Here is a 24,248-nt window from a genome sequence, read left to right as displayed (position 1 = left end):
AAACATTTAGTACAGACCCTAGATAAACGGTTTCTCATAGGCATTGAGCTGTTCGATAAACCGCCAGTGACTGCGTTTATCAAACCCCATCATGCGTTTGAGACGAATGTCCCAGCGCATGTGGTGGTTGGCAATCCATGGCAGGGCGAACAGGTGGGCGCCGCGCCACGGGATAAACGGGTTGCGGCGCAGGCTTGCGTAGATTTCCACCCGGTGGCTGGGGCGCAAACTCGGGCAGCGGGCATGGAAGCCCGATGTGTCAGCCACTACCAGAGTATTGGCGGGTACCGAGAAGCGCCGCGGTGGCGGTAAACCCAGCCCGGCCAATTCATTCTCATAAATCCGGAACGAGCCCTCGCGGTGCATTTGCTCGGGTGAACAGGCTGCGCCCAGGCTTTGACGGTACTCCCACGCTAATCGCTCGGGCGTCAGGCGATGTGAGCCTGGCACATAGCTGAACGGTCCCTGATCGTCGGCCACGTCATCCAGAAACAACCACGCCTTTGCGGTCGGATGGAAAGTGTCACTGTGCAGGCGGGTTTGCGGATCTTCATTGGGGTTCACGGCATCTATCACGATCGACTGTAATTGATAGGTGATACCCCCCGTATTCGATGACGCATACGACACCAGATCACGCACGCTGCGGTCAGCAATAAAGGCTGCGGTGGCCGGGTTTTTCGCCAGTACGTCCTGATCCAGGCTTACTCGCCGGGTCACCGCCTTGCCCTGACGCATTTCCCAGCCGGTGCTGCGCAAATCACCCAGTTCGGCTCGCAAGGCCGAAAATTGCTCGGCGGGCAGGGCGTTCTCACGCACGAAGAATCCCTGCTCCTCGAAACTTGCCAGTTCGGCCGGGTTCATTCGCGACGCCAGTGCCCGGCGGCGCATGGCCGCCATGGCCATCGCAATCTGGCGACGTTGCACGTGCAGGCCCATGGCGTTGAGTCGGGAGCTGCCCAGCACTGGGTTGTTTTCGAACGATTTAGCGTGGGTCAGCAGTTGCAGGCAATGCCATGGCAGCGCTGCGTAACGGCCCAGATCCTTCAGTGAAGCAGGCATGGACTAATCCTTTAGCGGAGCCACAGCACGGTGAAATCCGAGCATGGTCCGGGTGTAATTGAGCAGTGTGCGAACACGCGGCGTGTGCATCAGGCGTGGCGTGCGAGGCTTAGACAGGCATGTTAGCGCATGCCACGCATCGCATGGCAAAGCGGTCTGTGTGTCGGCGTAGCGCGCATAGCGCAACAGGACCCCGGCGACCAGCTCATCCAGGCTGAGACGGCGGGTTCGGTGGTGCAAGGGCTGCTGGTCTTGTGTCAGCCCCCAGCCTGCATAAAACGGGGTGCCGTAGGTCACGACGGTCAAATGACGCAGCAAGGCTTCAAAGCCTGCAGTCGAACTGATGGTATGCACTTCATCGACTTGGGCATAGAGCTGAGTGATGTCGGTTCCGGGCAATACTTGGTCCGCCAGTTCGTGCAACAGCACTTCGCTCACAGTACCGCGACGCTTGCCCGCTTCGACATCCGGGTGCGGCTTGTACACGATCCATGCATCCGGCGCGTTGCTGCGAACATGCCTGAGCAGCGCCAGGTTGTCGTGCAGGTGGGTGACACTGCAGCGCAGTGAGGCATCGTCCTCCACTTGGCCAGTTACCAGAATCCGGCGCTGGCCCGGCCGTGCCCGTACACGGTGATCGGCGTCACTTTTGAGGTTGAACTTGCTGGCGCCCAGCGCCACGATCCGTTCGCGCAAGCGGGCGGCTTCGGCCAGTGTCGCGGGGTCAAATTCACCGTGTTCGAGCAGGGTTTCGAGGTCAGAAGGCGCGCCGGTGTCGTAGTGGATACCGCTGCGGTCGAGTACCAGTGAGAACGCCGCAGCGTTGAGCGAGCCCAACCCGTTGGAGCGCAGAAAGCCATCTTCGATGCGCCATACCGGTACGTTCGCAGCCTGTGCGCGGGCCTTGAGGCTGGCCGGCTCGCGGGCAGCCCAGACCAGCAACGTGCCGCGCCGGGCGGCTACGTTCGCCAGCAGCATCGGGCTGTCTGCGGCGAACGTCAACTGACCCCAGCGGCTGCTGAAAAAACGCCGCAGGTTGTGCTGTTTATGCCGCTTGATCCCGAGCACCGTAATGTTCCCGGCAAACTCGGCATCTTGTGCTTTCTGCCGCGCCAACTGGCGGGCGATGGTCAGGGCATCGGTCGGCAGGCTGGTGAGCGGATCAACATAGCGGCTGTAGCGAATGTAAGCGGCTGCCACCAGTTGCACCAGGTCTGGTCGTGCCCGGCGACGCGGGATTGGCATGCGATCGTCCGTCAGGCCCCAGCCCGCATAAAAAGGCAGGCCAAAGCAGGTGACGGGCACGCCTTGAATCAAGGCTTCAAGCCCGGCCTGACTGGTGCCGATGTACACTCGGCGCGCACGCCGTGCCAACGAAGCCCAAGACACTGGCCGACACTCTAGCGGTACGCCTCTTGCGGTTGCTGCGGCGAGCAGGCAACTGGGCTTTTGTCCGCCAACACAGTCCGGGTGAATGCGTACGCGGACTTCGGCGTCCGGGTTTTCGGTAATGGCCACGTCAAGCATGCGTACATAATCGGCTTCGCAAAGACCGCCGCCCGGGATCGAATAATCCCCGGCAGTTTGATCCACGACCAATATCAACGGCCGCTCGCGGCCCAGCGGATCGGCGGGGTCGAGGTCCGGAGCGTTGTTGTATTTGCCGATGCCGGTACGACGCATCAATTCGATCAACTGGCGGGCGCTTTGCAGTTCGTCAGGACCAAGACTGTCGGGTGACTGAAGAATGTTTTCCAGCAGAGAAGGGCGATCTGCCAGGTAGTGGATGCCCACCGGGTCGACCACCATCGACATCGGCGTGTCACCTTCGATACCCAATGACGAAGAGCGCAGAAAGCCGTCTTCCAGTGCGATGTAGGGCAAGCCCCAGCGCTGGCACAGCACTCGCGCGTGCGCCGATGATTGTTTGTAGCCGATGCCGGCGATAGCTTTCAGGTTTTTGGGTGCGTGTCGCCCACGCTGCCACAGCCAGAAGGGCTCGCCTTCCGGGCCAAGAAACTGCGGTAAATGCAGTACCTTCCACGCTACCCATTGCGACATGATGCCGATCCAGCCAGGCCCTTCAACCAGCGGTTGCAAAGGGATGAAGGGGGTATCAAGACCGTTCACGGCTGAGTCTCCACATAACGGCGCATGGTGCGCACGGGTGGCCATGGCACCCAGCGCTTGCGCAGCAGGCTAAAGCCGTTTTGCAGGTACAGGTGGCGAGCGCGGTCATTGGCCAGCGGTACTTCCAGATAAACAGCCGTAAACCCGCAGGTCGCTGCCTGTTTGCTGCACGCCTGCAGCAGCGCGCTGGCGATGCCGTGATTGCGTGCCGACTTGCGGACCCGCAAACCGTACAGCAGGAACGGGTAACGCCATTCGCGCCACTCGCTCAGGCAGAACGCGGCAAACCGCAGTGTGCCACTGAGCCAGCCAAATTCGCGAATAAAAGGTTTGGCGCGCAACGCAAACGGCCCGCGCATCTGATACTTGAGTGCGGCATAGCCCACGGCTTGTCCATCTTCGAAGGCCAGCAGTATGCGGTCCCAATGAATGCTGTCGCCAAGCAGGCGTTGACGGGTGGCCGAATTGCCGATGATGAAGGCCAGCGAGCCCCGGCCATCCGTCACCAGGCGTGACAGCTTGGGCTCGGTGATCAGGTCCGGCGTCAGGCTTGAACCCAGCACAATGGCGACCATGTTTCATGCGGCTCCGCGGGCGGGAGGTGTTTGAGCAGCGCAGGCCAGCAAATGACTGGCCAACACATCGACCTGCATCGGGCTTGGGGTGACGTTGAGCGTGCGGCGATTGGACCATATCAGGTAGTCGGTGTCGCCCACGGGTTCGCCAATGGCTTGATACACGTCGGGCAGGATCGGCACATGATCGCCAAAGAAACACAGCAGTGCTTCGTTGGGTTGTTCCAGGAGTGTGGTGCGCAGCTTGCCGAGCATCAGGTCGGCATTGGCGATATGGCGCAAGTAGGGGGCCATGTCGTCCATGCCTTGCAGCAGTGGCTGGTTGAACCAGGTCGGCAGTTGCGCGGCATCCACCTGTTCAAGGTGCAGCGGCCCATGGTTTTCCATGGTCACGGCGTGGATAAACAAGGGTTGAGTACGGGTCGGGTCTTGCAGCAGTTCGCGTATCTTGTCCGCCACGGCGCAATCACCAATAAACGGCCCGGCTTTCTGCGAATTATCAAAGCTTCGTATGTCGATGAATTCATCGAAACCCAGCGCGGGCAATACCTTGTTGCGGCCATAGAAACTGCCATGGAACGGGTGAATGCAGACCGTTCGGTAGCCTTGGGTCTTGAGGTGGCTGGCCAGACTCGGCAAGCCCTTGCGCGCCAGTACACGGTACGGATTAAAGCGGTGAACCCCTAAGCGTTCGCCGGGTATACCCGTCAGGTATGCGAATTCGGTGCGTACGGTATTGGCCCCCCACGCGGCAACTTGCAGCTTGCCACGCGCCAGCGCTTCTTCTGCGAGGCGATCGTACTCGTTCAATACCTGAGGTTTGACACCGGACCACAGTTCGCGCACATCAAAAAAAGACTCGCTCTGCACCGACACCAAGTCAGGTAGTGGCGCGGTAGACGCTGCGATATGGCCCTGATTGAAAGGTGAGGCCAGGGTGGCTGGATCAACCGGCACACGGGCGGCCCAAAAATAGCGCCACAGACAGGCCACCAGCCCCCAGCGCTGAACATCGGCGTGGGCATCAAAGCTCGGTTCGCAGGGACGATGGCCCAGTTTCAGCACAATCACTCCGGCCAGACCCAGCCACAGCGCATCCAGCCGGCCGCCGGCCACTTGTGGCTCAAAGGTCAGCCCTGCCCAGAGGTAGGCGATAAAACCGGTTGCCAGCAGCGCGGCTTTACCGATGCCGAAAAATGGCAGGTACAGGCGCGGGAAGCGTACGGCGTCGCTGAAGTATTCGAAATCGGCACACACGAACGGCTCGCGCAGAGAGTGGTACTTGGCGTTGCTGACCATCACGATCAATAACCACCCCAGTACCACATTGATTGCGCTGAACAACGGGCGCGCGGTCAAACCGTATAGCACTGCCAGGCTTATGCACCAGACACCGACGTGCAGCAACCAGCAACTCAAGGGGCGGCGCAGGGCGGGGCGCGGAATCAGCAGGCGTTCGAGAACAAGGGTAAACAGTAGGCCGATAATACTGATGGGCAGGATGGAAAACTCACTCACTGTAATTCAGACCGCGCAAGATAAACGAAGAAAGGCGTTGTGGAATCACCCCCAGCAGCCAAGTGCCAAGGTTAAGCGGAAAGGGGAAGCTGATTCGCGCCTGGTTTGCCGCCAGACCGCGCTTGATACGTTTGGCCGCTTTTTCAGCGGTCCATAGAAATGGCTTGGGTCCGGGCATTTCAAAACACATTTTCGACTCGACATAACCGGGCACGATCACATTGATCTTCACGCCCTCCGGAGCCAGCCAATCGCGAATGGCTTCGCCATACACGCGGATCGCCGCTTTGCTCGCGCTGTAGCTGGGCGTCACCGGCAAGCCGCGCCACCCGGCCAGAGAGCTGAACAGCGCAATTTGCCCATGGCCACGTGCGCGCATTGCAGGCAAGGCGGCTTCCACCGTGGCGAAAGCAGCCATCACGTTGATTTCCAGCAAGGCGCGGGTTTCGTCCCACTGCTCACCTTCACCCTGGGCTCCGATATCGATATTGATTCCGGCACCGACCACCACCAGGTCGGGTTGCTCGGCGTCACTGATGCGTCGAACCATGGCGCGCAACTCGTCGAGTTCGCGCACGTCAATAGGCTCAAGCAATACACGGGCGCCGAGAGCGCGGCATTCGACGGCCATTTCTTCGAGACGGTCCAGGCGACGGCCTTGCAGAATCAGGGTCACCCCTGGCGCAGCATAGGCCGGAGCCAGTGCGCCGCCGATGCCGCCAGTAGCACCCGTGATTAAAATACAGCGGGGGGTAAAACGTTGGGTCATAGGAAGTTTTCAATTCTCGATGTTTTTGCCATCAGCACGTCCAGGCATTGGTTGACTGCCATGTCGATACCGCTGCGGGAGTAAAAGCCGCCATTGATCTGCGTGGTGTGAATCACCGTATTGCGGAAACGATGAAACAGAGTCATGTCTGGCTTGACCGGGTGCGTCCAGAAATCTTCAAGACTTCCGGGGTGCGTCAGGCCGCGCAGGGCGTAAATCGGGTTGGCCAGCGCCAACGTCGGTCGCTTGTGCAACAGCGCCGAAGCGCCTGCAGTGCTGTTGATCGTAATCAGCCCGGCAATATGCGACAACAGCGTGGGCATATGCCCGCTGTTGAGAAAGTCCACCCGGTCGGCCACGTCATAGTGTTTGGCGAGGGTTTTGGTAAGGCGCTGATAGTTCACCAATCCCGGTGTCAGCGGATGGTCCTTGATAACTAACCGTGCGTTGCCTGGCGCATGCGCGGCAAACGAAGCCAGCACATGGTCGATCACTTCGGACATGTTGTTGAACGGGGAGTGATCCTTGATCTGGGCATCGCTGTCCAATTGCAGGGGGAGCAGGAACGTCGGGTTGCGCTCGCGGGCCACTTGCGCCACCACGGCATCATCGCGAGCCCCCGAGAGCAACAGGCGCGCGCCACGGCGTATATACCCTGCGTACTCAGTGGCAGCCGTAAAGGGGGCGTGGGTACGGTAGTTCGGAAAGAACACTTTATTCAGCGCGCCGCCGCAGTGATAGAGCACGTCGTGGGTGGCACGGGTTACAAACGACTGCTTGAATGCAGTGCCGTTGTCGTAGCGTGGAACGAACTTGCCGACTTCCCGGTACCAGTCCGGGTCGCTGGGCAGTTGGGAGTGGTTGTTGACTCCGTTGCGTTCCAGGGTGATCCAGTAGGGGCGAAAATAACCCTCCTCGAACACATGGACCCGAATCCCTGCGCGGCGAGCCAGGGCGATGGCGGGGAGATGCACGGGGCGACAGTCACCGAACAGCACCAGGTCGGTGACGCCAAGACTTTGAAATGTGTGCCTGTAAAACGACTCCAGCTCCCCGGCGTGCGCCAAACAAAATGTGCGGGCGCCAGGGCTGTACAGTACATCGCCCACATTAAAATTGACGCTTTGCACGTGTTGGCCACTATCGCGCAACGTTTTGTTTAAACGCGCAAAAAACGGAGAGCTGACGCCTTGTAGAAACAGAAAGCTGCGAGAAGCAGGAGTAACCAAAGGATTTGGCGCTCGCGTCTTCAGTTTCTCAGGCGCATTTTGCCCAATAAACTGCTCAAGCGCTGTATCAAATCCTGCCATTTGGTGGTTGCTCCAGGCTGCGGTGATGCACGCCAGTGTTGTAGTTCGTGAAGAGTCTGCTCGGCGGTGGTAAAGCAATCTGTAATGCGGCTGACGTAGGTGGGGTACAGCAACAATGTGCCTGCCACCAATTGATCCAGATTCAAGGTCCGTGTACGTCGTGCTTGCACGCCAGGATGCAGGTCTTCGTCTTGGGTCAAGCCCCAGCCGGCATAGAACGGCTGGCCATAGGTGGTCACAGGTACTCCGCGGAGCAAGGCTTCAAAGCCGGACTGAGAGGTCAGTACGTGCACCTCATCCACGATTTCAAACAAGTACTGCAACGGCGTGTTGCCGATGACTTCGTTACACCAATCCGCCGTTTGCGCTTCGTCCTTGCCACGGGCACGGGTACCGGCTAGCACTTCAGGGTGCGGCTTGTACAAAATCCAGGCATCGGGATTGCGTTCGCGCACCGCCTGCAGCAATTGCAGGTTGCTGCGGATGCGATTGGCGCCAAAGCGGATCGATGCATCGTCTTCCACTTGTCCTGTGACCAGAATCACCCGTTTTGCGTCGGCAGGTCGTAGCCACGGTTCGCCGGACAAGTTGTATTTGGTTACCCCTGTACGGCAAATAGCCTCTCGCAGGGTCTGTGCCCGTCTCTGCAATGCATCCTCAAAGGGATCTTCAAGCAAGATACGTTCCAGGCGTGACGGGCGAGTGGCGTCGTAATAGATACCCAGATCGTCCACGACCCATGAGAGTGGCCTGGTCTTGCCCGCGCCGAGTCCGACCGAGCGCAGGAATCCGTCTTCAACTCGGCTCACCGGGTGTGGGTGCGCCGCGAGGTCGGTGTCGTGTTTACAGCCCCAGGACACCGTGGGTAGAAGAGGGTCCAGCGGCAGTTCGGGTTTGACAAACTGAATGGATGAACCCTTGAAAAACAACATGACCAGAGGTTCTTTCCAGCGGCTGAAACCCAGCATCTGCACCGATGCTGGCAAAGCACTGCGATGGCGACGCTGCAGACCCAGCCAGTGCATCAGCACTTCTGGCGTGCACGGCTGCCCGGTTTCGGGGCTGACATAACGTGCATAACGCACCAGGCTGGCATGCACCAGTTGTTCAAGGTTGACCGGATGACGCCGTGAAGGAGGCGGCAAGCGATCCTGTGTCAGTCCCCAGCCGGCATAAAACGGCATGCCCCACGTATGCACGGGCACATTCCACATCAGGGCATCGAAGCCCAGTTGTGAAGTCATCACATACACGGCCCGCATGCGCGGCAGTAATTCGGCCGGATGAACATGGCTCGCCAGCACTTGCACCCGAGAGTGGCTTGCCAGTGCCGCCAGATCAAAATGCCCTTGCTTGCGACCCGCAACCACGTCGGGGTGAACCTTGAGCAGCACTGTGCTGGTGGGGTAGCGCTCCAGCGCCGCCTCAAGCATTGCATTGAACGCTTGCGGGTCGGCACCTTGCAGCGAGGCATCGCCAAAGGTTTGATCCGCCAGCAACACGCAATCATCAGGCAGTTCGGGGTGTTCGATTCGCGCGTCGTTGTATTTGGACACGCGCTGTTGTTGCCATAGCTGCTGCAATGCCCTGGCGCGTGAGGTTTCTGCCGGGGTCAGCGGGGTGCCAATCAACTGTTCCAGGCGCGAAGGCGCACTGGCGTCGTAATAAACACCCAGGTCATCAACAATCAGCGACAGCGGTGGCTCATCAGCGCCCAACCCCATGGAGCGCAAAAAGCCGTCTTCCAGGGTAACGACCGGCAAATTGGCACGCGAGGCTATCGCCAGGGCTTTGATTGCGCTCGGCTTACGCCCCCAGGCCATCACACAATCGGCTTTGCGAATGTCAGCCACAGTGCCGTTTCGCAGCACGTAATCGGGCAGCAGCGAGGGCAAGGTGGGTATGCACTGAGCACCTTTGGAGATGATGAGTAAGCGCGGCAGAGGAGTAGCTTCATCCATGAGAGTGAAACAGATATCCGTTGGAAGTGTCTTGCGGGATAAGCCGTCGAGCAGAGCTGAACGACAAAATATTAATCGCGAATGTTAATACAAATTGCGGGTCAATAATTTGATTTTTCTCAATTGTATGTAGGAAAAGTCCTAAAATTGAACGAGGCGTGTAATGGCAATTTAATCTTCTTTACCCAGCAAGCCGAGCAGGTAGTCGTACTTTTGTCGCAGCAATGGCATGCGTTTCTTCTCCTGATACTCGCTGATGGTTTCTGAGCGCAGGCAGTGAAACAAAGCATTGAGCAGGAACATGTAGTGAAGGTTGCCTAGTGCTTCATCAGGGTTGAAATGCGCGGGCAGCGCCTGGCGATAAGTGTCTATAAACTGCTGCTGGGCCTTCAGAAACAGCGGCATATCCTTTCGTCGGAACAGCGCACTCAAGTAGGCCCCGCCGTCAAATCCGACGCGCCCGACCTTGACCTCGCTCCAGTCGATCAACAACAGGTGGCCTTTGTTGACAAACAGGTTCTTGCGCAGGTAATCCATGTGGCTAATGCATTTGGGGCTACGACGCGCTGCCTGGCCCAGGCGTGCCAGCAGCGGAGTAAAGGCCTTGAATTTTTCTGCCAGCCCGCTGAAGCGTTCATCGTTCTGCCCGAGCCGCTCAAGTTCCGGCAGGCAGCGCGCAAAATTGAACCGCGGACGCAGCAGAAACCACGGGCGGTAAAAGTCCATGCTCCAGAACAAGGGGGCCTTGTGCGCAGGCTGTCGGGTTAGGTAGTCGTGGCTCAGTGTTTCCTGCTCGGCAATGGCAAGGGCCAGTTGCGGTGCAATGCTTGGCATGCGCGGCAGCTTGCCGCGCACAAACTCAGTAAAGATCAGGCTCTCCCACGGCGTTTCAATCACGCCCAGGCAAGCCGGGTATTGAAACTGCGTGCTGGCATTGAGCATGTCTCGCTGCCGATAAAAGCGCGCTTCCTGGCTGCCAACAAAAAATACCTTGCGGATGGACTTTTCGACCAGTTCCACGGTCAGACCCGTGCCGGTATCAGTTATCTGATGGTGGCGCACGTAGTTGACGAATGAGGCGTTGGAGTCCAGATCCTGGCTAACGATCGTCAGTGGGTGTGCTCGCCATTGTGGCAACAGCGCGCGCAAACGATCCTGCAACTGGCCTTGCTGCCAGCGGTAAAGTGTTCTGCAACCCTGCGGAGGGTGTAGATCCGTATTCATGGTTTCAACTTAGGCGAATGCCGTACGTCCGACTTACTGCGGTATTGGTAGCAATATGCTGAGTGATAGAGAACACAGGTACAACGAAAAGTTTACTCATCTGGTCGATTTCTCTGGCCTGAACAGATTTCCAATCAACAAAAGTTAATGGGGGTATGTAATGTGAGTTTGCTAATTATTACAAAGCCCTTAAAATTCTTCGCCCCTCCCACTCCATCACTTCAAGGACGAAAGTCAAAAAGATGAATCATCTCGCCATAGCAAAAGAAGCCCTCATCGCCCAGGCACAAGCTGTTACTCAAATGGCTGATCGTCTCAATGGTGAATTTCAGAGCGCTGTCGAACTGCTTCTCGGTTGTCAAGGGCGTACCGTGGTCTGCGGCATGGGCAAGTCTGGCCTGATCGGTCAAAAAATGGTTGCGACCTTTGCCTCCACGGGCACCCCGAGTTTTTTCCTGCATCCGGCTGAAGCCTTTCACGGCGACCTGGGGATGCTCAAGCCGATTGACGTGCTGATCTTGATCAGCTATAGCGGCGAGACTGAAGAGCTGATCAAGCTGATCCCGAGCCTGAAATCCTTTGGCAATAAAATCATTGCCATGACCGGGAATGGCAAATCGACCCTGGCCAAGCATGCAGACATCTGGCTCGACATTTCCGTCGAACGCGAAGTGTGTCCGAACAACCTGGCTCCAACCACTTCAACGCTGGCCACCATGGCCATGGGCGATGCATTGGCCGTCGCCATCATCGAAGCCATTCAATTCAAGCCGATGGACTTCGCCCGCTACCATCCGGGCGGCAGCCTGGGTCGTAAATTGCTGACTCGCGTCAGTGATGTGATGCATTCCCCGGCACCTATCGTATCCCCAGCCACCAGTTTTCACGACTGCCTGCTGGTCATGACTCAAAGTCGCATGGGCCTGACCGTGGTTATGGACCAAGGTGTATTGGTGGGTATCGTCACTGACGGCGACCTGCGTCGTGCACTGCTGCAAAACCAGGGTGTCATCGGCAGCACGGTTGATCAATTCATGACGCGCAACCCGCACACTATCCGGGAAGAGTCGCAGCTTTGCGAAGCGGAAACCTACATGATTGACAACAAAATCCGCGCCCTGGCTGTGACCAATCACGCCAATGACGTCGTGGGTGTGGTTGAAATTTTCGACTGATTGATATGTGGCTGTGTCAGGCGTGCGTAACTGCCTGGCGCTTATCAAATGAAAAACGCGCCTGCTATCAAGCAGGCGCGTTTTGCTTTTAGGGTGCGATCAACTGGCACTTGTCTCTGAATAAAAAAACGGGGCCTGTTAGGGCCCCGTTTTTATACAGACACAAGCTGTAGGTTTATTGCGCCATCTTGGCCATGACCTGCGCATAACCTGCCGCAGTGCCCAATACTGCTTCCTTGCCCTGAGCAAACAAAATGCTGTCTGCCACTTCGCGGAAAGCACCCGTGCCACCTGCTGCCGTGAGTACGTGAGTAGCTGCTGCCTTTACGTACACTGGAGCATCTGCGACCGCAAACGACAGGGCGCATGCTGCGAAAGCAGGGAGATCGATGCAGTCGTCACCAATGCACGCGGTATTCGCGGCGCTGACACCGGCTTGGGCCATCAACTGATTGCATGCAGCCAGTTTATCCTTCACCCCGAACTGACACAGGGTAATGCCCAGATCCGCAACGCGCTTGCGCAGCGTTGGCGAATCGCGACCGGACAGCACCGCCACGCGCACACCATTCTCTTCCAGCAGGCGCATACCCATGCCATCACGCACATGGAAGCGTTTCAGGCATTCGCCAGTGGCGTCGTAGTAAATGCCACCATCGGTCAGCACACCGTCCACATCGGTAATCACCAGACGAATGTCGTTCAGCGTAGTGCGAGGTGCTGGTGTTTGTCCGCTCATCAGTGCGCGTACTTGCTCCAGGCACTCGGGCGTATCAACGCCCGGTCCGGTTGGTTCAACCTTGTACGCCCTAATGCACACCCCGGCAGCCAACAGCCGCAGTTGCTCAAGTTTTTCGGCGTCTTCCAGCATCGCTTGCGGCAGGCCGGTGTAGCCCGCCAACACGTCGCGACGATAACCGTAAACGCCGACATGCTTGAGGTAACTGGCCTGCTCGCCATCCCGTGGATACGGGATCGGCGAGCGGCTGAAGTAGAGTGCATTGCCGTTGTGGGCCAGCACCACTTTCACGGTGTTGGGGTTGGCGGCTTCGTGAGCATCGATCACATGGCACAGCGTACCGACCTTGACCTGTGGGTCGGCCAGCATGCCTGTCGCGAGGGCGTCGATATCGGCTGGGCGAACCAGAGGCTCGTCGCCTTGCAGGTTGATGTAAATATCTGCATCAACTTTCGCCATGACTTCTGCCAGGCGGTCCGTGCCTGAAGGGTGATCCGGCGAGGTCATGATGTATTGACCGCCAAACGCCTCTACGGCTTGCGCCACACGCTCGTCGTCTGTTGCCACAACGACCACATCAGCGTGTGCCACCTGCAGCGCGCGTTCGTACACATGCTGCACCATTGGTTTGCCGCAGATGTCCGCGAGCGGTTTACCCGGCAAACGAGTCGAGCCGTAGCGGGCCGGAATAACAATCGCGACCCGTTGTTCTGTGCGTGCCATGTTCAGAATCCTTGCTTCAGAAAGCCGGTTTTAACCAATGTTCAGCGCTGGGAACGACTTGACCAGATCATCCAGTGCTTTGATCTGAGCCAGGAACGGCTCCAGTTGATCCAGCGGCAGGGCGCTTGGGCCGTCGCACTTGGCTTGATCCGGGTTCGGGTGAGCTTCCAGGAACAGGCCGGCCAGACCGACGCCCATGCCTGCACGTGCCAGTTCAACCACTTGCTCGCGACGCCCGCCAGAAGCTGCGCCGGATGGATCGCGCTGTTGCAGGGCGTGAGTCACGTCGAAAATGATCGGCAGGTTGTCGCATGTGCGCTTCATCACGCCAAAACCGAGCATGTCGACGACCAGGTTGTCGTAACCCAGGCAGGTGCCACGGTCGCACAGGATCAGTTGATCATTCCCGGCTTCCTTGAACTTGTGCACGATGTTCTGCATCTGCGACGGGCTCAGGAATTGAGGCTTTTTGATGTTGACCGGCTTACCAGTCTTGGCCAGCGCGACAACCAGATCGGTTTGGCGGGCCAAAAATGCAGGCAGTTGCAGCACATCAGCCACTTCGGCGACAGGCGCGCACTGGTAGATCTCGTGGACGTCGGTAATGACCGGTACACCGAATGCCGCTTTGACGTCCTGGAAAATACGCAGGCCTTCTTCCATGCCCGGGCCGCGGTACGAGTGAATGGAGGAGCGGTTAGCCTTGTCGAAGCTGGCCTTGAACACATACGGAATGCCCAGCTTGTCGGTTACACGCACGTATTCTTCGCAGGCGCGCATGGCCAGATCGCGGGATTCCAGAACGTTGATGCCGCCAAACAGGACGAAGGGGGCATTGTTGGAGCATTCGATTGCAGGGGTGATTTTGATCATGGTTACAAGTCCATTTTGAAAATGATGAATAAGGTCAAGCAATGTACGGATGTCAGATCACAGCATGTGTGTCTGACATCCGCCGCGGGTATGAAAAAACACAACCGGGGCTGGCATAAATCGTACTTAACTGTTTAACCAGCGAGCGAGGTTGTTGTGAATGCCAGCTTCGTCATTGGCAGCCATCGAATACGCATTAACATAGTGATGGAGAAGATTTTGGGTGCGCTGCGCGTCATAAACGAGTTCGCTGTTGAGGCGTGTCTTTAGTTCGTCAACGCTGCGCGGGTATGCCGCAACGGCGTAGGAGTAATCGCATTCACCTGTAACAACGACGGGGCGACGATGCAGCAGTGCCTCCAGGCCAACGCCAGAATTAACGGTAAATACGGCTTTCGCACCCGATATGAGGTCATGGACCGAGGCGTTCGACATCTCGATGGCTCCACTGCTTGAAAGGGCTTCGAGTGTTTTTTGAACCGTCATGCTGTTGCAATAGGGGTGGCGCTTGACCCGGACTTTTGTTGTCGAGCCCGCATAATATTCGGCCACAGTACGCACCAAATCGGCGCCTGTGACTGCTGCAAGGGCGGCAACAGTATCGGTGGGTATCTGCAGGGCTACGAAAACGTATTCATCAGAGTACGTGATGCGCTCTGCGCTCTGCGCATATTTGGAGACGTTGTGATGGATATAAGCTTCGCGTAACTCTTCCTCATTCGCCGCCAGTACCTCGGGTGCGAGACCGGCAGTCGATTGCTCAATCGGTGCATGGATCGTGGCGAGTGAGGAGTAGCCCGCAAACCCCTGGTGGTCCATGCTGCATCGACCGGCCAGCGGAACTTCCTGGATGTGCAGGTGGTCGGCGTTCAGGGGGGCATTGGTGTGGTAGCTGACAATACGTGCGCCTGGAATTCGAGGATCACAGTTCCTCCAGTTCCATTGATGGCGCGGTACCAGAATCAGGTCTTTACGAGCCAGAAGGTATCCGTACACGTTTGACAGGAATTCGCGAACAGTCGCGTAGCTTGGTTTTTCTTCGTTTGGGGCAGCGAAAAAGACCGTTGGAATAAAGACTTCGACGACTTTCGAAAGATCCATGGTGCTGGGTTCGATGTCAACGATTGAGCCATTGCTCCACCCGTACAAATGCTGAGACACCTCGTTGGTATTGGCGATATCAGCAAGCACTCGGGATTTACCCAGATTCTGGATCACGGCATCCAGCCAGGCCTGATTTTCGTCGGAAACAGGTTGGGTGCCGTTCTTGTTCCGGTCAATGATCTGCTGTGCTTCGTGGAGCCAGCGACACTTCACTGCAACCTTGACCTGCTCGTTCGGGTTGATGCCTTTCTTGCCTTTTTCTGATGAGAGCAGTGACTGGGCCAGATTCCGCGCAGCCTGGGTTCTTTCGTACAAATCAGGAAAGAAGGGCGTCGCGCGGTTAATCATGGGCATGAACTTCATCAGCGTTTCGCGAGGAAAGTTCAGAATGCCCAGTAATGTGTTGCGTGCCTCATCGTACAGCGCGTGATCAATCTCGAAAGACAGGCGCTTGACTGATCCGTAGGCTGGATAACAGGCTTGAGACGCACAAAGATAGGAGTAGGCTCGGGCGACCTGAGCATCGTCACGCAGCATATCGCTGATCCGCATCAGCAGTTTGCGTTCAGAGGGGTAATTGACTTGCGCAGCCAGCAGCACATCAAGCGCCGCTTCTTGATTGCGTGCCATTTGATAGGCATTAGAAAGCATCAGGCGGTAGTTAAGTGTTGATGACACGTGTTCGGGAAACGAGTTAATCGTTTCAATCAGTAATTCATGCTGATTCAGCTGCTTGTATACGCGCGTCAGAATACTGAAGTTGGTCAGGTTCAGCGGATCAGACTTGATAGCCTGACGAGCTTGTGTGGCAATGATGTTGAGCCACGATCCGTCGTTCCCGGCTAACAGAAATGACTTTTCCAGGTCGCTGGTTGAAACCAGTGGCTTGGGTTTGGAAAAGGTTTCTTTAGTTTGTTGTGCAAACAGGGGCGAGCGATAAAGCGCTAGTATTTCGGAAACCTGGCTGCACGAGGGGGCTTGCTTCAGTATTTCGACGGCCTCTTCTTCGTCGCCGCGACCAGCCAGAATCTTGGCTTTTTCAATGTATCCGAACGAGTTGGACGGGTATTTTTCAATCGCGCTGTTTGCGTAACGCAGTGCCGATGCCTGGTTGTTATGCAGATTGGCCGTGACTACCGCCTGGCGCAATTGGCTCAAAGAAACATTCAGCCGGAGCAATCTGTCTGTGCAAGCCAGACTGGCACGGTGTGCCCCCATTTTTGAAAGCAGGAAGATTGCCTTAACAATGATGTGTCGCTGGATGGATATCATTATTTTTTCACGCTCTTCTTTTTCTTGGCGATCGCCAGTTCTCGCTTCGTCTTGTAGAACTCTTTCAATTCCTTGCGCACGTAGGATTGAGGTTGGGTAGGTGTGAACTCGCCGTTCCACAGTTTTATCAGCGCATCGCGAGCCAGGCTCAATGAGTCTTTCGTATCGGTAAAGAGAGAGCTACGCAGCGGTTCATACAGCTGGACGTATTTTTCACTGTTTTCTGCCAGCTCTGTGATGCCGGCTGCCAGTGCTTCGGGTGTTTTGATTGTCAGGCCCAGCTCGGCCCGGCGCGAATACTCAAGGCTGTACCCGTCGATTTTTTTGCCACCCATTTGCTCGGACAGATCGGTATCGAGCAGTGCGATGGGTTTCTTGCAATACATCGCGTCAAAGATCGCGCCACTGTAATCGGATATGACCACATCGCAGATGGACAGCAGCTCCAGCAGGTCGTCATTCGCCCCGAAATGGCAGATGGCACCCATGTCCATTTTGTCTTTGCGAGCGCTTTCGAGAAGTTCGGTGTTGTGGTGCATTTTCATCAAAACATTGTAGTTATCAGCCAGATCGTAAATAGAGGTTACGAACTGGTCTACGCTGGACAAATCGCCCCAGGTTGGCAGATACAACACTGTTTTTTTGTTCGGATTCAGTTTCGCCGCATGTTTTGATTTGGCCGCCTGATGAAAACTCTCCAGATGCCAGTCATCGTAACGGGGGTTGCCAACGGAGGCCGTCGGGCTGAAATAGTCGATACGTTCTGATGCATAAGGGCCGTAAGTCAGGCACAGATCTGCAAATGCACGCCATGGCCCGTAGTTATGCGGCTCTTTGGCATAGCCATACTGGATCATCGCTATTTTTGATTTTTCAAACACTTCGATGCGTGAAAAAGGCGTCTGGCAAACGATGATGTCGAAGACGCCATCGAGTGTGGCCATTTGCGCGCGATCCCACACCATTATCGGGGTGTGGGGGTTTTTCAGGATGTCATCACTGAATTCAGAGATGAAATCCATTCGTTTTTCAATCACAAAGCATGCGCCAGGGAAGGTGCTGGCCAGCTTCTGAATGTGAAGGAATTGAAACGGGTTCCACCCAACGAAACCAATTCTGGGTGACTTACCCATACTTTTTGATCTCTGCGATCAGTTGGGTCGTGGAGATGCCTTCGGTGCGCGGTAGGTAGATAACTTCGCACAGGGATTTGAATTCATCGAAGCGTCCTTCCCAGTCATTGCCCATGACCAGAGCGTGAGCGCCAAACTCTTTGATGTACTCGCCTTTGAGCTCAAGAGATTCTTCAATGAAAACCTCGTCCACACATCCGAGTGAGGCAATGATGTCGCGACGCTCACCTTGAGGGTATACCGGGTTGCGTTGTTTTTTCGAGAAGTTCAACGCATCCGAAGATATACCCACAACTAACCGGTCCCCTTGGGCGCGAGCGCGCTGCAGGATTTTTACGTGACCGATGTGCAGCACGTCGAAGGTACCGAAAGTGATGATAGTTCTCATATATATCCTTATCGCGTAAGCGGTTGCGTCGCATGGGGGCGGGTAGAAAGTGTGGTTTCCAGGCCTTGGTCTTGAAAGGTCAGCTTTTTGGAAAGGTGATCTCGTCGTTTCTCAGAGAGGATGCAGGCATTTTGAATGTCATGTGTTAATTCTGTGGCGCCTGTGCTCGACTCGCTTTTTAAAAGGCTCGGCATGAAGCATCTGCAAAAGCCCGCCATTCTACCGGGGGCTCTTGTGGTTCGGATATGGGTTTTATTCTGCGCTGCCACGAGGATAAGTCGTGCCGAGTTTAAAGCTGAATTTTTTGCGTGCCAGCTTTCCTTTGAAAGGCTTGCCATCCAGGAGGAAAGTCAAGCGATACCAGCCACGCTTTGCGTCGAATGATGTGCTCTGGATCTGATAAATGCCTGGCGCAACCAATGGTGAGGTGCGGTCTGTTCCTTCTTCGTGCGAAACGACCTCAATCGAGGTAAAGCGGTCCAGGGCATTCATGTCTGCATAGGCAGTAGGCGTGGTGAACCAGACAATGCCAGAGCTTGTACCGCTTGCAGAGTTGGAGACCGTGCCAGCGAGGACGCTGCGGTTTTTCAGGCCCATGTGAAGCTTGATCGCGCTGATCTTGTCGAGTGCTTCTGAGACGTTAGTGAAATCGACGTCAACCATGTCTTTAGGTTCAAGATCCCACCACTGGCTGGCCAGAAGCCGTTCAATGGTAGCTTCGTCGAAGCGATAGCGGATGATTTGAGCGGGAATGCCACCCACGATGGCATAAGGTGGTACGTCTTTTGTGACAACAGCCCCGCCGGCAATGACTGCGCCAGTGCCAACTGTTACGCCCTGGCAGATCATTGCACCGGCACCAATCCAGACATCGTGACCAATCACCGCCGGGCTGGCAGTAGGGCCCTTTACTCGCTGATGAGTCGAGTAGTCTTTAATGTCGGTGAAGTGATTGGTGTTGTATTGGAAGGGGTGGCAGCTCAGGTAATCGGTTGGGTGATTGATGGGGCTGATTTCGGCATTGCGTGCGATGGAGCAGAAATTACCAATAGTTACGCCCCGGCCAATATAGCCGCCGTTGCCAATGTACGTGTACTTGCCTATCAGAGCTTTCGCGTTGACAGTGACAGCGCCATAAAGTTTCACCGGCTCCATCAAAATGGCTTCCGGTGAAATATTGGCAAGTTTCGATATCAATGTGTTTTCCAAAATCCACGCGCTCCGTAATATGGCAATGCCATCATTTAGGTATTTAAGTGCCGCTACATGGTTATCCAAGGATATTCATTGGGCGCTTCTTAGATGTTTTGGTGTTGGGTTGGCAAACGAAGGATCTTATCGGTGCGCCCTGCGTGTGTCAAGATGTGTATGAGGTGGATGGGGTAACGCCTAGCGCAACTGTAATTGCAGTCGTTGAGCGCTATGTTGGTGTACACAAAGCAGTCAATATCATAAAAAGTGTTATTCAGAGTTTCGCCGCCTCGACAATATAAGGTTGAGTGTGTGTCGGTCCATCAACTTAAACTTGAGTGCTATCGCACCGAGTGGGTAGAGTGGTCATCTGTGGTGCGGCCTAATAGAGCGCTGGGTATTTTTGGTGCGAAAAGTTCTAGCCATAGAGAAAAATTGATAATTTGGATGGTTTTGGGGAGGGGGAGTGCTGTGCAGCAAGTAATATCTGTGTTGTATGAGTTGGCGGAGCGGGGGGGCGGGGTGACGCGCGTTTCGTTGGGTAGAACAGCTGCGCTTGCCGAGGCTGGAATGAATGCGCGTATAGCTGTACTGGGCTTTGATGAGCGGCTGGATACAACCATCGGGAATCTTGTTGCGCAGGGGCGTATACCTGAGACAGTTAAAGTCTTGAATTTTTATAAGTGGTTTGCCTACCGGGCTTTGGAGGATATCAGTGCTGGTGGTAGCGAGCCGTCTGTTGAACATTTGCAAGTTGAGGTCGGCAAGCGCATTGATTATGTCGATGGCGCAAATAGCAGTTTGGTTCAATATATAACAGTTAAGGGTGATGTCTTTTTAGAAGAATTTCATAATCACCTGACGGGTGAGGTGAAAGTTGTTATTTATGTGTTCGGCAAGAGGCCGCTTAAGTTTAACTCGCTCGACTCGGCCCATGCGTACTGGTTGAAGTGTCTGTCTAAAGAATGCTTGCCCAGTTTTATCGTCGCGGACTCTATTGGTGCTGCGGATGCGGTGTGCAGTGTAGAGGGGGATGATATTTACAGGGTGCTGATGATGCACAGTAATCATTTACTTAAGCCTTACCGTGCTGGTGGCGCAATTGCACCAAAATACCACGGTGTTATCAGGTGCATTCCTCGCTGTGACCGGTTGGTTCTTTTGACTCGAGGGCAACTTCATGACATGAAGTTGCAATTTCCATCGGGGCGGTATTCAGTGATCAGCAATCTGGTCACGCTTGAGGAGCAGGATGAACCGGTTTTGCGTGAGGCTAATCTCGCTGTAATCGTATCTCGGCTTCATGGCGTCAAGCGTATCAAGTCGATGGTGATTGCGTTCGCTAAAGTAGTTGCGATAAATCCTGATGCGCGGCTGGAGATCTGGGGCTCGGGGGATCAGGAGGAGGGCATAAAGGCATTGATTCTCAAGCTCAATATGCAGGACTCCATTCAGGTGATGGGGTTTGCAACGAGTGTGTCTCGTATATTCAGGCGGGCCAGTGTCAGTTTGGGAATGTCGGTAACGGAAGGCTTTGGCATTAGCTTTGCGGAGTCATTGGGGTATGGCACTCCGTTGGTGTCTACACGAACTAACTATGGGCCGCAGGAGATTGTTGCTGATGGAGAAGACGGGTTTATCGTAGATACCGAAGATGAGTTTGTTGAAAAAATCAATCGGTTGCTCAGTGATAGTGCTCTGGTTTCATCCATGGGTAGTAAGGGTAGATTCAGTGCACAAAGGTTCACGTATCAGGCGATCGTTAAGCTCTGGCTTGATTTGTTTGATGCCTTGGCAGGTGGGCCGACCGGGCGTCAAGGTTATGCTGAGCCCGAAGGAGAGGTTCACCTGAATAGGGTGTCAAGTAAAGTTGGCTGGATTTATATGCCGGAAGGGGTCAGCGATCAGTGTGCCGAATCCTATCGCTTGGCTAGGAAGGCCTGGGTGTTGGAAGTTTCTGATAAGCGTGAGTTTATGGGAGAAGTGGCCAAGGTGCTTCCGGGGGTATACGAAATCGACGAAATGGTTCTCGATGAGATTAAAGGGAGGTACCGCTTTCGCTTAATGAAAGACGGGGTTTCTTTTCGGGGTGTGATTGCAAGTCGCGCGATAAAATTTATGCTTTCTTGAGGGGGGGTATCGGGGTGACGATCCTGTCGCAGTAAATGCCTTACCCCTTTGAGCTGTGGTTGTCAGCTTAAGGGGTTGGCCTATAACATTTGGAAAATGCTTGTTATTGCAGTCCGTAGAGTGACTGTATTTCAGCCTGCGCAGAAGTTATCTTTTGGTTTGGAGTTCATTGGTATTTTTGAAGGTGAACGTCACGCTCCCTGCCGGGATGATTTCTGGCGTGCCATTGATTTTAAGAGCGAAATGATTTTTCTCTGCATTGTGCCAGGCCTTTTCAATCTTGAAATTTCCTGTTCCGAAGCCTGACTCGATGATGTTCACGTAGTCAAAGTCTTTCAGGATTTCCGGCTCTGCATATGACTTTTCGATGTCAAACCAAATGACGCCATTTTTGCTTGTGGTCGAATTTTTGAGGGGGGTGAGCAGTGACTGGCTTATTAATTTCTTATAAAAGGCTCGGCGGGATTCTATCTCGTTGAGCGCTGCATCAATGTCGTTAAAGTCGACTCCGTTCATGTCGATAGGGTCAAGCTGCCACCAGCGCGACTCTAGCAGGCGTGAGATGGTGTCCTCATCAAAGCGCATTCTTATTTCTTTTGCGGGGGCCCCGGCGACAATGGCGTAAGGCCGAACGTCTTTTGTAACGACTGAGCTTGAGCCAATCACTGCGCCATGACCAATCTTGACTCCTCCGCGTATAACGGATTTTGTTCCGATCCAGACGTCGCTACCAATTTCTGTCACATGGTCCCTCTTGCGAGGTTGCTTTACCTTAGTTATTTGATATTCGGGTTGATTGGCGAAATGGTTGTTGTTGTACTGGAATGAGTGCGATGACAGCATGGTCATCGGGTGAGCTTTAGCACCAATTTCAATGTCTCGAGCTATTGAGCAATAGTTTCCGATATGGGTATGTTGTACGTAAGTGCCCGTTCCGATGTAGGTGTACTTGCCAATTGTCGAGTTCTTATCTACCACAACTACGCCATAGAGCCGTACGGGTGTAACCAGGGTAGCCTCTTCCGATACCCTGCAGCCGGACCCTATTATGTTTTTGCTTTTATATCTGGAACTGTTCAATTCTTACTCCGGATAATTTATGGTTGGAAATGCTGTAGCTTGCAGCTATTTTTTAAATTATGGTTCGGTTCTTTAAAAAATCGTTGATTTTATTTTATTTTCGGAAAAAATTCCAGGGTTCTGGGGTGCGCAGGAGGGGGCATTGCGTATTGCCTGTTCCATCGCTGTGCGGCAGTGCTGTTGAGTCGTCGGGGGGGGGGGCGGAGCAGTTTGTTGTTCGTTCTGATGGGGCTTGGCGTGTTTTTATGTGCTCAGTGTTGCACTTGTTCTTGATCGGTAAAAGTATCTTGGGGGATAAGGATTCTGATGAGGAGACGATTTCAGCTCTATTAAAGCGTGTTGTGGTATTTCATCAGGCACATATATCGAGCTGAAAAGCTACGAAAAATTCAATCGGTACCCATGCAGACATTCCAGTTGACTGCAACCTCAACGGCGTACCAGATGCGTTCTATTTGCCTAGGGCGCGTAAATGTGTGATCTCACTTGATTAGTGGTGGCGGTCAGGTGCTTCATCGCAAAATGGAGGTGGCGCAGTTAAATTTCTATGCCTGAGGAGCACGTCTCTGCTTTCAGAGTGTATTCTAATATTTCCTTATGCGGCATTGAGCGGAGACAATGAAAATGGAGAAGAGTTCTGGATTGAGGCGAGGTCTGAGCTGTTTTTTTTCGTTATTGGTCACTTTCCCGGTTGTGGTCTTTGCGGGAGAGGGTGAGGCTTGTCGGCTTCCGGCGCAGAGTGCGTTGCGCGGCCAGGTCGAACTGGACGGTTCTTGTACCTATACTCAGTCTCTGCGCCTATCGGCGAGTAATACGCATCTAAACTGCAAGGGCGCTACGCTGGACGGTGGAAATAATATTCCTATTGGTATTGTTATTGGTGGGGGTAAAAAGAAAATCGAGAATGTAACGGTTGAAAACTGCCGTATTCAAAATTTCAAAAATCGTGGCATTAGTATTACTTCCGGTATTCGTATCAAGGATCTTTCTGCCGACAGGAATGCGAACTATGAGGTGGCCCCTAGCCATATTGTGATCGACAATGTAACTGTGTCTAACAGCGGTCGTGGCGGTGTGTATTTTGATAGCTATACGACGGACTCCACGCTAAAAAACTCCACCATTCAAGACTCCGGTAACGTCGGTGTCTATCTGGAGCAGGGAACGCAACGCCTGAATATTGTCAACAATACCATTCAGGGCAATGGTAAGGCGGGGAAGCGTGAGGGCTTGTCCGTTGATTCCTCTGCGCATAATACGATTGAGGGGAATCGGTTTATAGGGAATACGCGTGGTGGTGTGCTGATGTACAAAAATTGTGGGGAGAATTATCTGTCCGGAAAGTCGGCGCTTCGTTGGCAGTCAAGTGATTTTAATACTGTCCGCAATAATACCTTTACCAATGAGCGTGTCGGCGTCTGGATTGCTTCGCGTCAAGGCAAGGACTTGAGTAAGTGGGGATGTGGTGATCCTGCCGTGGACCCGAATGGGAAGTACTACAAGGATTACGCCAATAATAATATTGTTGAGGGTAATGTGTTTTGTTACACCAAGACTGCTGTTCGTGTTGAGGGTGACAACAATAAGATTATGAGAAATCGAATTGGCGGCGCTAGTCGAGAGTCGGTGCTCGAACCTTATAAATATACGAAAAAACCGGATGGTCAGAATACGCTAGGTAACACAGTCGAAGGTAACGATGCGGTTGAGTGCGCGCACTGAAGGTGCATGATGACGGTAGAGAAATCTGCCGTTTTGATGTAAAAAGATATACCTTCTTAGGGGGGGTAAGAAGGTATCCTTTGTAGGATGAGGTCAGGTGCTCAGGCGCCTGTGAGCTGTTTGTGTGTATGTGAGATGCATTCCTGGTCTCGACTTTTATTAAATAATA

Annotated in this window: 18 protein-coding genes; 3 read left to right on the top strand and 15 right to left on the bottom strand. The window is 54.6% G+C overall.

From position 1 onward, the window contains the following. Positions 1–18: 18 nt before the first annotated feature. The 8 genes from ACIQYF_RS11105 to ACIQYF_RS11070 all read right to left on the bottom strand — a co-directional run bounded on the left by ACIQYF_RS11105 (position 19) and on the right by ACIQYF_RS11070 (position 10,549). Positions 19–1,062 carry a phytanoyl-CoA dioxygenase family protein gene (locus ACIQYF_RS11105; protein ID WP_402860889.1) on the bottom strand — a complete coding sequence of 348 codons (1,044 nt, stop codon included), beginning with the start codon at positions 1,060–1,062 and terminating at the stop codon, positions 19–21. A gap of 3 nt (positions 1,063–1,065) precedes the next feature. Beyond that, positions 1,066–3,192, bottom strand: coding sequence for a capsular polysaccharide biosynthesis protein (locus tag ACIQYF_RS11100; RefSeq protein WP_402860886.1), 2,127 nt, complete (start codon positions 3,190–3,192; stop codon positions 1,066–1,068). After that, positions 3,189–3,767: a GNAT family N-acetyltransferase gene (locus tag ACIQYF_RS11095; protein ID WP_402860883.1), complete on the bottom strand. Its 579-nt coding sequence runs from the start codon at positions 3,765–3,767 to the stop codon at positions 3,189–3,191. The genes ACIQYF_RS11100 and ACIQYF_RS11095 overlap by 4 nt, the downstream gene beginning before the upstream one ends. A gap of 3 nt (positions 3,768–3,770) precedes the next feature. Further along, positions 3,771–5,270 carry an LTA synthase family protein gene (locus ACIQYF_RS11090; RefSeq protein WP_402861325.1) on the bottom strand — a complete coding sequence of 500 codons (1,500 nt, stop codon included), beginning with the start codon at positions 5,268–5,270 and terminating at the stop codon, positions 3,771–3,773. Positions 5,271–5,277: 7 nt separating this feature from the next. Next, positions 5,278–6,054 (bottom strand): SDR family NAD(P)-dependent oxidoreductase, encoded by a 777-nt coding sequence (locus tag ACIQYF_RS11085; protein WP_402860880.1) that lies wholly within the window; start codon positions 6,052–6,054, stop codon positions 5,278–5,280. Then, the gene (locus ACIQYF_RS11080; RefSeq protein WP_402860877.1) at positions 6,051–7,364 is read right to left on the bottom strand and encodes a capsule biosynthesis protein; all 1,314 of its coding nucleotides are present in this window, start codon (positions 7,362–7,364) and stop codon (positions 6,051–6,053) included. Before ACIQYF_RS11080 ends, ACIQYF_RS11085 begins: the two co-directional genes overlap by 4 nt. Next, positions 7,304–9,325, bottom strand: a complete 2,022-nt coding sequence (locus ACIQYF_RS11075) for a capsular polysaccharide biosynthesis protein (protein WP_402860874.1) — start codon at positions 9,323–9,325, stop codon at positions 7,304–7,306. Before ACIQYF_RS11075 ends, ACIQYF_RS11080 begins: the two co-directional genes overlap by 61 nt. Before the next feature lie 171 nt (positions 9,326–9,496). Then, positions 9,497–10,549, bottom strand: coding sequence for a phosphotransferase (locus tag ACIQYF_RS11070; RefSeq protein ID WP_402860871.1), 1,053 nt, complete (start codon positions 10,547–10,549; stop codon positions 9,497–9,499). Positions 10,550–10,791: 242 nt separating this feature from the next. Between ACIQYF_RS11070 and ACIQYF_RS11065 the strand changes: the two genes are divergently transcribed. After that, complete coding sequence (locus ACIQYF_RS11065; protein ID WP_402860868.1) at positions 10,792–11,724, top strand: SIS domain-containing protein; 933 nt, start codon at positions 10,792–10,794, stop codon at positions 11,722–11,724. A gap of 175 nt (positions 11,725–11,899) precedes the next feature. On the opposite strand, the gene kdsB is transcribed toward ACIQYF_RS11065, so the two are convergent. From kdsB to ACIQYF_RS11035, 6 genes are all read right to left on the bottom strand, one after another. Then, positions 11,900–13,186, bottom strand: coding sequence for a 3-deoxy-manno-octulosonate cytidylyltransferase (gene kdsB / locus ACIQYF_RS11060; protein WP_402860865.1), 1,287 nt, complete (start codon positions 13,184–13,186; stop codon positions 11,900–11,902). A 30-nt stretch (positions 13,187–13,216) separates the two neighbouring features. Beyond that, positions 13,217–14,059: a 3-deoxy-8-phosphooctulonate synthase gene (gene kdsA, locus ACIQYF_RS11055; RefSeq protein WP_003446021.1), complete on the bottom strand. Its 843-nt coding sequence runs from the start codon at positions 14,057–14,059 to the stop codon at positions 13,217–13,219. A gap of 126 nt (positions 14,060–14,185) precedes the next feature. After that, on the bottom strand, positions 14,186–16,435 hold the full coding sequence (locus ACIQYF_RS11050; RefSeq protein WP_402860861.1) for a capsule biosynthesis protein: 2,250 nt from the start codon (positions 16,433–16,435) through the stop codon (positions 14,186–14,188). Further along, on the bottom strand, positions 16,435–17,568 hold the full coding sequence (locus ACIQYF_RS11045; protein ID WP_402860858.1) for a CDP-glycerol glycerophosphotransferase family protein: 1,134 nt from the start codon (positions 17,566–17,568) through the stop codon (positions 16,435–16,437). Before ACIQYF_RS11045 ends, ACIQYF_RS11050 begins: the two co-directional genes overlap by 1 nt. Next, positions 17,561–17,956 carry a pantoate--beta-alanine ligase gene (locus ACIQYF_RS11040; RefSeq protein WP_402860855.1) on the bottom strand — a complete coding sequence of 132 codons (396 nt, stop codon included), beginning with the start codon at positions 17,954–17,956 and terminating at the stop codon, positions 17,561–17,563. The genes ACIQYF_RS11045 and ACIQYF_RS11040 overlap by 8 nt, the downstream gene beginning before the upstream one ends. A gap of 252 nt (positions 17,957–18,208) precedes the next feature. Next, positions 18,209–19,234, bottom strand: a complete 1,026-nt coding sequence (locus tag ACIQYF_RS11035; protein WP_402860852.1) for a CatB-related O-acetyltransferase — start codon at positions 19,232–19,234, stop codon at positions 18,209–18,211. A 225-nt stretch (positions 19,235–19,459) separates the two neighbouring features. On the opposite strand from ACIQYF_RS11035, the gene ACIQYF_RS11030 reads away from it, so the two are divergent. After that, the gene (locus ACIQYF_RS11030; protein ID WP_402860849.1) at positions 19,460–21,277 is read left to right on the top strand and encodes a glycosyltransferase; all 1,818 of its coding nucleotides are present in this window, start codon (positions 19,460–19,462) and stop codon (positions 21,275–21,277) included. Between the two features lie 147 nt (positions 21,278–21,424). Here the strand turns inward: ACIQYF_RS11030 and ACIQYF_RS11025 are convergent, their stop codons facing one another. After that, positions 21,425–22,255, bottom strand: coding sequence for a CatB-related O-acetyltransferase (locus tag ACIQYF_RS11025; RefSeq protein ID WP_402860846.1), 831 nt, complete (start codon positions 22,253–22,255; stop codon positions 21,425–21,427). Positions 22,256–22,975: 720 nt separating this feature from the next. Here ACIQYF_RS11025 and ACIQYF_RS11020 point away from each other — a divergent pair. Then, complete coding sequence (locus ACIQYF_RS11020) at positions 22,976–24,079, top strand: NosD domain-containing protein (protein ID WP_402860843.1); 1,104 nt, start codon at positions 22,976–22,978, stop codon at positions 24,077–24,079. The last annotated feature ends 169 nt before the right edge of the window (positions 24,080–24,248 follow it).

Origin of the sequence: Pseudomonas sp. NPDC096917 (assembly GCF_044762555.1) — a bacterium.
Taxonomy (GTDB): Bacteria; Pseudomonadota; Gammaproteobacteria; order Pseudomonadales; family Pseudomonadaceae; genus Aquipseudomonas.
Note: the sequence above shows the minus strand (reverse complement) of the source record. Positions and strands in the feature narration are given on the sequence as shown.

What these genes read in the sequence shown, in the direction of transcription:
- ACIQYF_RS11105 (WP_402860889.1), bottom strand. Translation starts at nt 1,062, where the DNA reads ATGCCTGCTTCACTGAAGGATCTGGGCCGTTACGCAGCGCTGCCATGG.
- ACIQYF_RS11095 (WP_402860883.1), bottom strand. Translation starts at nt 3,767, where the DNA reads ATGGTCGCCATTGTGCTGGGTTCAAGCCTGACGCCGGACCTGATCACC.
- ACIQYF_RS11085 (WP_402860880.1), bottom strand. Translation starts at nt 6,054, where the DNA reads ATGACCCAACGTTTTACCCCCCGCTGTATTTTAATCACGGGTGCTACT.
- ACIQYF_RS11080 (WP_402860877.1), bottom strand. Translation starts at nt 7,364, where the DNA reads ATGGCAGGATTTGATACAGCGCTTGAGCAGTTTATTGGGCAAAATGCG.
- ACIQYF_RS11075 (WP_402860874.1), bottom strand. Translation starts at nt 9,325, where the DNA reads ATGGATGAAGCTACTCCTCTGCCGCGCTTACTCATCATCTCCAAAGGT.
- ACIQYF_RS11070 (WP_402860871.1), bottom strand. Translation starts at nt 10,549, where the DNA reads ATGAATACGGATCTACACCCTCCGCAGGGTTGCAGAACACTTTACCGC.
- ACIQYF_RS11065 (WP_402860868.1), top strand. Translation starts at nt 10,792, where the DNA reads ATGAATCATCTCGCCATAGCAAAAGAAGCCCTCATCGCCCAGGCACAA.
- kdsB (WP_402860865.1), bottom strand. Translation starts at nt 13,186, where the DNA reads ATGGCACGCACAGAACAACGGGTCGCGATTGTTATTCCGGCCCGCTAC.
- kdsA (WP_003446021.1), bottom strand. Translation starts at nt 14,059, where the DNA reads ATGATCAAAATCACCCCTGCAATCGAATGCTCCAACAATGCCCCCTTC.
- ACIQYF_RS11050 (WP_402860861.1), bottom strand. Translation starts at nt 16,435, where the DNA reads ATGATATCCATCCAGCGACACATCATTGTTAAGGCAATCTTCCTGCTT.
- ACIQYF_RS11045 (WP_402860858.1), bottom strand. Translation starts at nt 17,568, where the DNA reads ATGGGTAAGTCACCCAGAATTGGTTTCGTTGGGTGGAACCCGTTTCAA.
- ACIQYF_RS11040 (WP_402860855.1), bottom strand. Translation starts at nt 17,956, where the DNA reads ATGAGAACTATCATCACTTTCGGTACCTTCGACGTGCTGCACATCGGT.
- ACIQYF_RS11020 (WP_402860843.1), top strand. Translation starts at nt 22,976, where the DNA reads ATGAAAATGGAGAAGAGTTCTGGATTGAGGCGAGGTCTGAGCTGTTTT.